Raw genomic sequence first — 11,587 nt, forward strand, 5'->3', positions numbered from 1 at the left:
CGTCGTCGGTGCACATCGAGTCATTATACCGTCGAATCCGCTGGTATAGACAACCGGCACCGTTCCCCGATAAAGCGGTGCGCCTCCATGGCGAATGCGGTATATCAGATGTGATTTGTGTCACTGCCGGTGACGCACCCCCGCCCGCCTGCACGTTGGCGTCGGCGGATGCGGGGGATTGCCGAGCCGGGCCGGCGTGGACACCCGTGGCCTGCGCCTTTGGGATGAAAGGTGAACCTATGATCGAAACGATATTGCTGGAGTCGGGCATCGACTGTGACATCGACCGCGTGCACGTTGACTGGAGCCCCGCCAAGCTCATCGAGCACGCCATCTCCCACCACGAGGCCTACCTCACCTCCACCGGCTCCCTGTCGGTATCCACGGGAGCCTTCACCGGCCGTTCTCCCGAGAACCGCTACATCGTCGACGCGGGTGCTGCCGACGAGAACGTCAACTGGGAAAGCCCTACCAACAAACCAATCGATGAGAAGACCTACAAGCGCGTGCGCAAGAACGTGACGCGCTACATGTCGCAGCGCCGCCACCTGTTCGTGGTGCGTGGCTTCGCGGGCGCCGACCGCCAGTTTGCCCGCAAGGTCATGGTCGTGTGCGAGCGCGCGCATCAGGCGCTGTTCATCTCGCAGATGCTCGTGCGCCCCTCGGCCGATGAGCTCGAGGTCTTCGGCCGCCCGGACATCATGGTCTTCGCCGCGCCCACCTATGTGTGCTCGCGCGACCGCGACGGCGTGGAGCCTGCGGCCGTCATCCTGGACATGGAGGGCAAGAAGATCGTCGTCGCCGGCACCGGCTATTGCGGCGAGATCAAGAAGGCCATCTTCACCATGATGAACTACCTGCTGCCCATCGAGGACGGCGTGCTGCCCATGCACTGCTCGGCCAACATGGATCCGCGCACCGGCAAGACGGCCATCCTCTTCGGCCTGTCGGGCACCGGCAAGACCACGCTCTCGGCCGATCCCGAGCGTCTGCTCATCGGTGACGACGAGCACGGCTGGAGCCCGCGCGGCGTCTTCAACATCGAGGGCGGCTGCTACGCCAAGACCATCGACCTCACGCGCGAGCGCGAGCCCGACATCTATGATGCCATCCGCTTTGGCAGCGTGTCCGAGAACGTGAAGCTCAACCGCAAGACGCGCGAGCCCATCTACTCCGATAGCTCTATCACCGAGAACGGCCGTGCCGCCTATCCGCTGAGCCACATCCAGCGCGTGGTCGAGTCGGGCACCGGCGAGACGCCGTCGGTGGTGCTCTTCCTTACTGCCGACGCCTACGGAGTGCTGCCGCCCATCTCCAAGCTCGATCGCGAGCAGGCCATGTTCCATTTCCTGACCGGCTACACCGCCAAGGTCGCCGGCACGGAGCTGGGCATCAAGGAGCCGCAGCCCACGTTCTCGGCGCTGTTTGGCGAGCCGTTCATGCCGCTTGACCATATGGTCTATGCCTACCTGCTGGGCGAGAAGATCACGCAGAACAAGACGCGCGTGTATCTGGTCAACACCGGCTGGACCGGCGGTCCCTATGGCGTCGGTCACCGCATCGCGCTCTATCATACCCGTGCGCTTGTGAAGGCTGCCATGAACGGCGAGCTCGATGTGGCCGGGTATCGCCATGACGACGTGTTCGACGTCGATGTGCCGCTCGATTGCCCCAACGTTCCGGCGAAGATTCTGAACCCGCGCGACACTTGGGAGGATGGCGAGGCCTACGACAAGGCCGCGGCCGACCTCGCGCGCAAGTTCAAGGAGAACTTCGACAAGCGGTATCCGGGCGTCGACCTGAACAGCATGACCCGTCCGCGCCATCGCTGATCGGCGGTTTAGGCGACGTTTGTAGGGCGTTCGGTCGCCGCCGACAGGACGGTTCTGCCGCTTCAGACTGGGCGGCGACGTTGTGTTGTGTTCTGTGAAGGGCGGCCCTTCGGGGTCGCCCGTTTCTTGACACCGGAATCACGCCGGGTATGATGAACCTAACATTTTTGCCCCCTTCCCCGGATGGGGGCGGCGCACGCGCGCACGTGCCGACACCGTAGGGCATTGAAGGTGGTCGGCATGTGGGCGCGTTTTTCGTAAGGGTCTAAACGGCGGTGCGGGGGTCTGCGTCGTCGCAGCCTCCGGATACGAAGGGACGGTTGGCACATGAAGAAGTTCGTGGCAGAGGATTCGTTTTGGCAGCTCTTTCCGCAGGCGGCAATTGGCATCGTGGTCGCCGAGGGCATGAAGCCGGCAAGCGAGGTGCCTGCCGAGGACTCCGCCCAGATTGAGAAGCTGCTCGATCGCGCGAACGTGCTTGCTGAGCGCCATCTCACAAGCGATACGATTTCCGAGAACGCGCCCGTGAAGGCGTGGCGCGAGGCCTATCGCGCCTTCAAGACCAAGAAGGGCGCCCGTTGCTCTATCGAGAATCTGCTGAAGCGTGTCCTCAAGGGCAAGCCGGTGGGAACCATCACCCCGTCGGTCGACATCTACAACGCCATCTCGCTCAAATACGCGCTGCCCGTGGGCGGCGAGGACATCGATGCGTTCCAGGGCGACCTGCGCCTGGGGATCACCGAGGGCGGCGACGCGTTCTTGCCGCTTGGCGAGCAGGAGACCGACGACCCCACGCTTCCAGGCGAGCTGTGCTATCGCGACGACGCCGGCGCCGTGTGCCGCTGCTGGAACTGGCGAGATGGTGTGCGCACCGCCCTTACCGACGACTCGCGCAACGCGTTTTTGGCCATCGAATGCGTCGAGCCCGAGCGGGTGGGGGATTGCCAGGCTGCCATCGATGAGCTTGCCGAGCTCGTGGAGCGCTACCTGGGCGCGTCCATTGCGGTGAAGCAGCTGGTGACCTCCGACAATCGCGAGATCGAGATCGCCTAGGCGTTGGAAGTCGGGCGGCCCTGTGCAACACGTGCGCGGGCCGCCCGACTTTGATACTTCGTGTTTGTTGTTGGCGCGTTCTAGCGCTCCTTGAGCACGTGTGCGGCAAAGCCTTGGTACGTCCAGTCCTGCTCGTCTCCGGGCAGGAGGTCCGCCTCCGAGACGTCGCGGAAGAAGCAGGTGGGAATCTCGTGCTCCTTCAGGCATTTCGCTACGCAGAGCGTGCAGCCCTTGTCGTGGTTGACCGGATTGAACGGGCAGTCGTGGTCGGTGCAGGTGCAAAACGGTGCAGTTGCCATACGTTCCTCTTTTCGGCTCGTAGGGGATAGGGGTGTGCGGGGCGTGCTTCGCCGGGTGTGTTCGCGCTAGAGCCCGGCGGGCCAGCGGCAGGCTGCTAGGTCCACGTGGGTATCGTCCACAAAGGGGACACCCTCGTTTTCCAGAAGGGTGCGCTGGGCTTCGGATCCGCCGAAGGCAAACCCGTCCGTGATGCGACCATCGGCAAATACGACGCGGTGACAGGGCACGATGCCGGGTCGGGGGTTGCTATGCAGGGCGAATCCGACGAAACGCGCCTTGCGTGGCTCACCTACAAGGCGCGCCACCTGGCCGTAGGTCGCAACCATTCCTTCGGGAATCTGTTCGACCACGTCGTAGACGCGTTCAAAGAATCCGGTATTCTTCATGGGCCCCTCCTCGTAGCTCTCATTGTAGCAAGGCGTATTGAACGGGCAGGCGGTCTTGTATGTGCGGCGTCGTGTTTTATGGTGGCTCTGGTTCTCTAGCTGCCGTATTGCTATCGGATGGCCGCTGCCCACGATGGGCGCCTTGTGTCCCGTACGATCTTCAACGGGCCTCAAAGTGGTAAGCCAAGGCTAACTTATGGAGGAGCTATGGAGGGGTCAATTCTCGTCGCCGATAGCGTGGTTGTTTACTATAGTTAACTCAGCGACGGAGAAGACTCCAGGCGATGAAATAAGTCGACTCCGCCGAGTTTGATTCGCATCCCTCCCCTCTGTGCGATCAACGGTGCTATCAAGGAAGCGGCCCGTCACCTGTGTGGCGGGTCGCTTCCTGTTGCGACGAAACTGAGCGTTGGCGATTGCGTATTTCGCCGAAGCTCAGTTTTGCTTCAAAATCGAGGCCTATTCTGGGGCATTACTGAGCGTTGACGATGCGTCGGTGAGTATTCGCGAGGAAGATGGCCGGACGGAGGCAGGTCTGGGGGAGAAGGACCGGACGGAGACGGGTCTGGGGGAGGCAGCCCGGACGAAGGCCCGTCGAGACACGCGTTCTGTCCTGCAGGGGATGCGTATGGCAGGGGATGCGTATGGCCGAAACCTATGCCGTGTGCTGGGGCTCTATGACGCGGCGGACCAGCTCGGGGAAGGCGCCGTCGCGGCCCGAGGTTTCAAGCACCAGGTCGCAGAGGGGGCGCACGTCGTCGGTGACGTTGGCCACGCCTACGCCGAGTCCGGCCATCTCGATCATGGCCTGGTCGTTGGCGGAATCTCCCACGCCGATCGTATCGGCGACGTCGATGCCAAGCAGCTGTGCCAGGTGCACAAGACCGGTGCCCTTGTTGACGCCGGCAGGGACGAATTCGACGTAGCGCTGTGAGGAATAGGTGATATCCACCAAGGCGGGGTCAAGCTGCGGGCGCAGATCGGCGCCCAGTCGCTTCACGGCTTCGAAGTCGCTGTTCATATAGAGGATTTTCACCAGCTCCTCGTCGCCCACGAAATCGAGGCTGCTGGTCGAGTCGTCGAGCTGAATCACGCCGGTGATGTTGCGCACATAGGTGGCCTCTTCGGGCGGCAGGAACTGTGTGAAGATCTTTCCGCTTGGGGTGTAGATGTGCATGGCCAGGCGATGCTCCACGCCATAGCGGTACAGGAACTCGACCGAGTCGCGGTCCATCGTGGTGCTGAGCACGGGATTAGGGTCGCCATAGCGGTTGATGAAGCCTCCGTTGTACGAGATGACATAGGAACCTTCCAGAAGCGACTGGTCGATGTCCGCAAAGTTGGACATGATGGACTGGTACGGACGCCCCGAGCTGGGCACGAAGAGTACGCCGAGCTCGCGCATGCGGCGCAGCGCCTCCACGTTGGCCGCGGGGATGAGATGGTCGTCGTCGAGGAACGTCTCGTCCATGTCGCTAGCAACAAGCTTATACACGGCAATCCTTTCAACGTGGCGGGCGGCAACGGAGTTCTGCGCACTGCCTGTTGCCGCCCGGTGGTTTCACCTTGGGAGCGATACTGCCTGCAACCTATGGGAGCAGGCTGCTGTTCCGGTAGGGCTATCGAAGCGCTAGTACACCATGCCCATGGCCTCGCGCACTTCGGAGAGCGTCTTCTCGGCGATCTCGTTGGCGCGGCGATTGCCCTCGTGGAGCACGTCCTTCACGTAGTCGAGGTCCTGCTCAAACTGGTGACGACGCTCGCGGATGGGCTCGAAGTAGCTGTTTACGGCCTCGGTTACGTACTTCTTGAGCTGTCCGGAGCCGCCCATGCCGATCTCCTCGGCGATCTCCTCGGGCGCGCGGCCGGTGCAGATGGCGGCCGTAGACAGCAGGCCCGACACGCCGGGGCGGTTCTCGGGGTCGAACGTGATCATGCGCTCGGAGTCGGTCTGGCTCTTCTTGATGCGCTTGGCGGTCTCCTCGGCGGTCATGGAAATCGAGATGGCGTTGCCGTAGCTCTTGCTCATCTTGCGGCCGTCAAGGCCCGGCAGCAGCGGGGTCTCGGACAAAAGGGCGTCGACCTCGGGGAACACCTTGCCGTAGCGGTTGTTGAAGCGACGGGCGATGAGGCGCGTGAGTTCGATATGCGGCAGCTGGTCGCGGCCCACAGGCACCACGTTGCCCTTGCAGAAGAGGATGTCGCAGGCCTGGTGCACCGGATAGGTGAGCAGAAGCCCGGTGAGCTCGTGGCCGGATGCCTCCATCTCGGCCTTCACCGTGGGGTTGCGCTGCAGCTCGGCCTCGCTCACGAGTGAGAGGAACGGCAGCATGAGCTGGTTGCACGCGGGCACCGCGGAGTGCGCGTAGATCATGGTCTTGTCCGGGTCGATGCCGCAGGCCAGGTAGTCCATGACCATGTTGTAGACGTTGTCCTGGATGTGCTCGGTGGTGTCGCGGTCGGTGATGACCTGGTAGTCGGCGATGAGGATATTGGTGTTGACGCCCATGTCTTGAAGCTCGACGCGTCCCTTGATCGTGCCGAAGTAGTGACCCAGGTGCAAGCGCCCCGTGGGGCGGTCGCCGGTGAGCATGGTGTAGTTCTCGGGGTGCTGCGCAAGGTCGGCGCGAATCTGGTCGCTGCGCTTCTGGGCGGTCTCATAGCTGCGTTCGTTCGGCATGGAACTCTCCTTGGTCGTCGCTGTCGGGAAATGGATGAAGATGGTGTCGCGCACGTGCGCGGCGAAAAGCTCAAGAGGACGGGGGGTCACGAAGCTCCCCTCCGGCATCGCGTCACTTCTTCAGATGGCGCGGCGTGTGGCCGTCTTTGGCATGGGGGTGGGGGAGATGCTCGCGACGCCATCGCTCATGCTCCTGGCGGTCCTCCTCGACTGCCTCGATGAAGCCCGTGTCGTCGGGCGTGACGATCTCGTCCTCGTGCGTCTTGGGATTGTAGTGATGACGCAGCACCGGCTCGAAGAGGTGCAAGCGAATGGCGAAGGCCGCCGAGCAGGCAAGCAGCACCAGGAAGATCACCACGCGCAGCTCGATGCCCACCTGGTTGATGGCGGCGGCGCCGAGCGATAGCAGGATGCACCATGCATAGATGAGCAACACCGCCTGGCGCTGGTCGTAGCCCTCCTGGATAAGGCGGTGATGGATATGCCCCTTGTCCGCCTGGCCGATGCTCACGTGGGCGCGCATGCGGCGGATGATGGCCGAGAACGTGTCGATGATGGGCACGCCGGCCACGATGAGCGGGATGATGAGCGAGGTGAGGGCCGCCGTACGCGAGACGTTGAGCAGCGAAATGGTGGCAAGCGCGAAGCCAAGCAGCAGCGCTCCCGAGTCGCCGAGGAAAATCGATGCCGGGTGAAAGTTGTAGCGCAGAAACGCCAGGCAGCAGCCTACAAGCGCAATGGCGAGCGCGGCGGCGTCAACCCGGCCGGCCAGGATGGCGAAGGAGAACATCGAGATCGCGGCGATGGCGGAGATACCGGTTGCAAGGCCGTCGAGACCGTCCACGAGGTTGATGATGTTGCTGTACGCCACCAGATAGAGGACCGTGATGGGGTAGGCCGCCCAGCCAAGCTGGATATAGCCGGAATCAAAGGGGTCGACGATGTTGTGGATCACCATGCCGCTCGCGACGGCGCAGATGGCGGCGACGATTTGACCGGCAAGTTTCGCCTTCGGTCGCAGCTGCACCACGTCGTCGATTGCGCCGGTGAGGAAGATGAGCAGGAACGACACGCCAAGCAGGGGATAGTTGATGGTCATGCTGGGGTGGGGAACAAGCACCGGCGGCCAACCCCAGTACCAGGTGCCCAGAAGCTGGACGATGAGCGCCACGGCGAGTCCTGCCAGGACCGCGACGCCTCCCATGCGCGGGATGGGCTTGGTGTTGATGCGGCGCTTCGAAGGGTAGTCGACCGCGTCGAGCTTGATGGCCAGAAGCCTCACCGGGGGGACCAGGATATAGGTGGTCACAAAGGCGGCAAGCGCGATACATATGTAAGGCAGATAGTGCTGCATGTGTAAGAACCGCCGTCTAGGGTCGAGGACATCGTGGAGTCGTCTGCCGCCCAGAACATGAGGGCGCGGCATACGACGCATACATCATACTCGACCGGCCTGCTTCGGCGGAGCGCATCCACCCGTCACCACCCGGACACCACGGTCTGCGGATGTGCGGCATGCGTTCTCGGCAAGGGGCAAAGCATCTGCCCGATAGGAAAAACATATTGATTTACATGCGGAAACTGTCAAAAGGCAAAGTCACGTGTACGCGTTCATCATCCGACAGGCTTCGGCATAAGTCAAGACTGGTAAATGAATTCGCGCGGTTTATGATAAAGATGTTCCGCCCCCTGCGGAGCAACTGGGTGAACCGTCGCGTTTTTCTAGGGAGCCCACACAGTCGCGTTCAGTACAGGTATCCTTCGTTGTTAAGGACGCTGGAAGAGGCGATGAGGGCACCCACCTTGTAGAGGTGGGTTCATTTACGTGAAGCAGGGGGCGGTTTTTCTATGCGCAGGCTCCGTTGCGCAAGCTGAGCGGATTCCTGCGCATGGTCCTTTGACCTCAACGAAATATGCCTGGCCGTCGCGCGTGCTTGAGCGTCGCGCAAATCTCGGCGCACGCGGGTCCGGCCCGTCCGCAAATCTCGGCGCACGCGGGTCCGGCCCGACGCACAGGGCGCTCTCGGAAAGGGCGCTTGTGACCTTGCCCCACGCATCCGCCGTGCGCGGGGTCATGATCGGCGCTGCTAAACGGCGCTGCGCACAGCGGTGTCGTGGAAGCAGAAGGTGTCGGGCCGGTGCCTCGACGTGGTGTATTCGAACATGAGCCCCTTGCTGTCGAAGGTCTGGCTCGTCATGACGGCCAGATAGTCAAAGCCATCGATGTCCAGCAGCTCGCGGTCATGCTCGCAGGCCCGCTCGACGGTGATGGTGCGCTTGCTTGTGGCGACGACGATGCCTAGCTCGCCCTCCAGATAGTCGTAGATGGAGCCCTCGGCGATCTCTTTGGTAAGCCCCGGCACGCTTTGCGCCAAAAAGTAGCTTCTATCCAGGATGAGGGCGCGTCCGTCCAGCACACGCACGCGCTCGACGGTGATGAGGTCCGCACCGAGGGGGTGGCCCGTCGCAAGGGAGATGCGCTCGTCGGCGACGATGTGGCCGAAGTCGGTGACGCGGGTCTGCGCGGAAAGGTGGTTGCGCTCCGCCGTCTCACGGAACGATTCGATGCCGCCCACCTCGAAGGTCGCGCGCTCCCTTGGGCGCCAGATGACGCGCACGCCTTTGCCGTGAACGGGCTGGACGTAGCCTTTCTCCTTCAGGATGGAGAGCGCCCGGCGGATGGTGTTGTGCGAGCAGTCAAACGCCTGCGTGAGGACGCTCTCAGAGGGGAGCAGCGACTGATACGGGTAGACCCCGTTTTCGATATTTGAGCGAATGTCTTGGTAGATGCTATCGTAGCGGGCCTTCATAGAACTCCTTGTCGTCATGTCGGGCAACGCGCGCGGCAGGCGCTGGAAGGCCTAGATTCGCCGTGCCGGCGGACGCGCCCCGTATCTGTGTGCTGGTATGTATGTACCACAGGTATTATGAATCTAGAACAACTTATTTGAATAAGTTACCGTTTAGCGGCGTTTCCCGACCGTTCGGCGGGCGCCCGTGGGTTCAGCAACTTATTTGAATAAGTTTGAGCCATACTATGGGCAACTTATTCAAATAAGTTGCCCGGACGACGACGCGGGGGTCATCGCGGACGTGGGACGGCCTCCGTCCGGGCACAGGTGGCTACATAAGGAGGTAGCTGGCATGGCAAAGTACACGGAGGACGCGGGCAAGCTCCTCGACCTCGTGGGCGGCAAGGAGAACATCTCCGCAGTCACCCACTGCATGACGCGCATGCGCTTCGTGCTGGTCGATGAGAGCAAGGCCGACGTCAAGGCCATCGAGGACCTTCCCAGCGCGAAGGGCACCTTCACGCAGGCCGGTCAGTTTCAGGTGATCATCGGCAACGACGTCGCCGACTTCTATCAGGAGTTCACCAAGGTCTCCGGCATTGAGGGTGTCTCCAAGGAGGCCGCGAAGGCCGCGGCGGGCGCCAACCAGAACCCGCTACAGCGCGCCATGGGCGTGCTGGGCGAGATCTTCGCCCCGCTCATCCCCGCGCTCATCTGCGGCGGCTTGATCCTGGGCTTCCGCAACATCATCGGCGAGGTCAACTTCTTCGACGCCTCGGGCGCCTTCGACCTTGAGCACGGCACCCAGTCCATCGCCGACATGTGGACGTTCTGGAACGGCATGTACAACTTCCTGTGGGTCATCGGCGAGGCCGTGTTCCACATGCTGCCCGTGGGTATCTGCTGGTCGGTCACCCGCAAGATGGGCACCACGCCTATCCTGGGCATCATCCTGGGCCTGACGCTCGTCTCGCCGCAGCTGCTCAACGGCTTCAGCGTCGCTACGGCCACGCCGGAGGATATCGCCGCGCACACCTACGACTTCGGCTTCTACTCGTTTGTGGGCACGGGCTACCAGGGCCAGGTCATCGCCGCCCTCATGGCTGCCTTCGTGCTCGTGTGGCTCGAGAAGTTCTTCACCAAGGTCACGCCCGAGGTCGTGCGCATGATCGTGGTGCCGTTCATGTCCCTCGTGCCGGCCGTCTTCATCGCACACCTCGTCGTCGGTCCCATCGGTTGGGCCATCGGCAACGCCATCGCCGATGTGGTGAACTGGGGTCTCTCGTCCGACTTCCGCGTGGTCTTTGCCGCCCTGTTCGGCGCACTCTACGCTCCGCTCGTCATGACCGGCCTGCATCACATGACCAACGCCATCGACACCCAGCTGGTGAACAACCTCGGCTACACCACCCTGTGGCCCATGATCGCGCTCTCCAACATCGCTCAGGGCTCTGCCGTGCTTGCCATGATCGTGCTCCAGAAGAAAAACGAGCGCGCACAGCAGGTCAACATCCCCGCATGCGTGTCGTGCTACCTGGGCGTTACCGAGCCTGCGCTCTTCGGTGTGAATCTGAAGTACAAGTTCCCGCTGCTCTGTGGCATGGTGGGGTCCGCGGTCGCGGCCATGGTCTGCACCGGGCTTTCCGTCAAGGCGCTGTCCATCGGCGTGGGCGGTATTCCCGGCATCCTGTCGATCATGTTCAACTACTGGGGCATCTTCGCCGTGTGCATGCTCATCGCCATCGTGATCCCCTTCGTGCTGACCCTCTTTGTGGGCGGCCGCCAGCTCTCCGCCGAGGACCGCGGCCTGGTCGCGCTTGAGGCCGCTGGCTCCACGTCCGCTGCCGCCTCCACCGCTCAGGCCTCCGCGCCTGCCGCCGCTGCCGCTGGCCCGGGCGAGCTCGTTTCGCCGGTCACCGGCGCCGTGAAGCCCATCGATGAGATGCCCGACCCAGTCTTCTCCAGCAAGTGCATGGGCGATGGCCTCTGCATAGAGCCTGCCCCCGAGGCCGATACCGTGGTCGCGCCGGCCGACGCCACCGTGACCGTGACCATGCCTGCCTCCAACCACGCCGTGGGCCTCACGCTCGACAACGGCATGGAGCTGCTGATCCACGTGGGCATCGACACCGTGGACATGGGCGGAGACGGCTTTGCCTGCTACGTGAGCCAGGGCGAGCGCGTCAAGGCCGGCCAGAAGCTGCTGAGCTTCTCGCAGGATAAGATCCTCGCTGCCGGGCACCCCACCGCCACCGCCTTCGTGGTGTCTGCCACGGGTAGCGCGTCGGATGTGAGCTTCTCGAGCGGTATGGACGCTCAGGCTGGCTCCACCACGGTGGTCTCTTATAAGTAAGGTTTGGCCCGGGCGCCCGCGTCCTTGAGTCGCGGGCACCCGGCACGCCGTGTCCCGGCGGCACCGACGATACCGGCGGACTCTGTGCCGGCGGGCTATGCTGTACTTTGACGTGTATTTCAACGCGCGCCGCGGCGTCGCCGACACGGGGGCGGCGTCGTGGCGACATCGCATATTCCACCAATCTCGAA

9 protein-coding genes are annotated in these 11,587 nt (G+C 62.9%); 3 read left to right on the top strand and 6 right to left on the bottom strand.

Features of this window, described 5'->3' with window-relative positions:
* Positions 1-239 precede the first annotated feature (239 nt).
* Together pckA and B5F33_RS07005 are read left to right on the top strand one after the other, a co-directional pair.
* The gene (pckA, locus tag B5F33_RS07000; protein WP_087411096.1) at positions 240-1,832 is read left to right on the top strand and encodes a phosphoenolpyruvate carboxykinase (ATP); all 1,593 of its coding nucleotides are present in this window, start codon (positions 240-242) and stop codon (positions 1,830-1,832) included.
* 327 nt (positions 1,833-2,159) lie between these two features.
* Positions 2,160-2,885 (top strand): B3/4 domain-containing protein, encoded by a 726-nt coding sequence (locus tag B5F33_RS07005; RefSeq protein WP_087411097.1) that lies wholly within the window; start codon positions 2,160-2,162, stop codon positions 2,883-2,885.
* An 80-nt stretch (positions 2,886-2,965) separates the two neighbouring features.
* Here B5F33_RS07005 and B5F33_RS07010 read toward each other — a convergent pair whose 3' ends face one another.
* From B5F33_RS07010 to treR, 6 genes are all read right to left on the bottom strand, one after another.
* Positions 2,966-3,184, bottom strand: coding sequence for a DUF6485 family protein (locus B5F33_RS07010; RefSeq protein WP_087411098.1), 219 nt, complete (start codon positions 3,182-3,184; stop codon positions 2,966-2,968).
* 66 nt (positions 3,185-3,250) lie between these two features.
* Positions 3,251-3,571, bottom strand: a complete 321-nt coding sequence (locus tag B5F33_RS07015) for an MGMT family protein (protein ID WP_087411099.1) — start codon at positions 3,569-3,571, stop codon at positions 3,251-3,253.
* Positions 3,572-4,226: 655 nt separating this feature from the next.
* Positions 4,227-5,066 (bottom strand): HAD family hydrolase, encoded by an 840-nt coding sequence (locus B5F33_RS07020; RefSeq protein WP_239284917.1) that lies wholly within the window; start codon positions 5,064-5,066, stop codon positions 4,227-4,229.
* Between the two features lie 135 nt (positions 5,067-5,201).
* The gene (gene trpS / locus B5F33_RS07025; RefSeq protein ID WP_087411138.1) at positions 5,202-6,251 is read right to left on the bottom strand and encodes a tryptophan--tRNA ligase; all 1,050 of its coding nucleotides are present in this window, start codon (positions 6,249-6,251) and stop codon (positions 5,202-5,204) included.
* A 112-nt stretch (positions 6,252-6,363) separates the two neighbouring features.
* On the bottom strand, positions 6,364-7,605 hold the full coding sequence (locus tag B5F33_RS07030; protein ID WP_087411100.1) for an MraY family glycosyltransferase: 1,242 nt from the start codon (positions 7,603-7,605) through the stop codon (positions 6,364-6,366).
* A 733-nt stretch (positions 7,606-8,338) separates the two neighbouring features.
* Entirely contained in the window at positions 8,339-9,061 is a 723-nt protein-coding gene (treR, locus tag B5F33_RS07035) for a trehalose operon repressor (RefSeq protein ID WP_087411101.1), read from the bottom strand.
* 334 nt (positions 9,062-9,395) lie between these two features.
* Between treR and treP the strand changes: the two genes are divergently transcribed.
* Positions 9,396-11,396, top strand: a complete 2,001-nt coding sequence (gene treP / locus B5F33_RS07040) for a PTS system trehalose-specific EIIBC component (RefSeq protein WP_087411102.1) — start codon at positions 9,396-9,398, stop codon at positions 11,394-11,396.
* Positions 11,397-11,587: the final 191 nt, after the last annotated feature.

The organism is Collinsella sp. An2 (assembly GCF_002160065.1).
Classification (GTDB): Bacteria; Actinomycetota; Coriobacteriia; order Coriobacteriales; family Coriobacteriaceae; genus Limicola.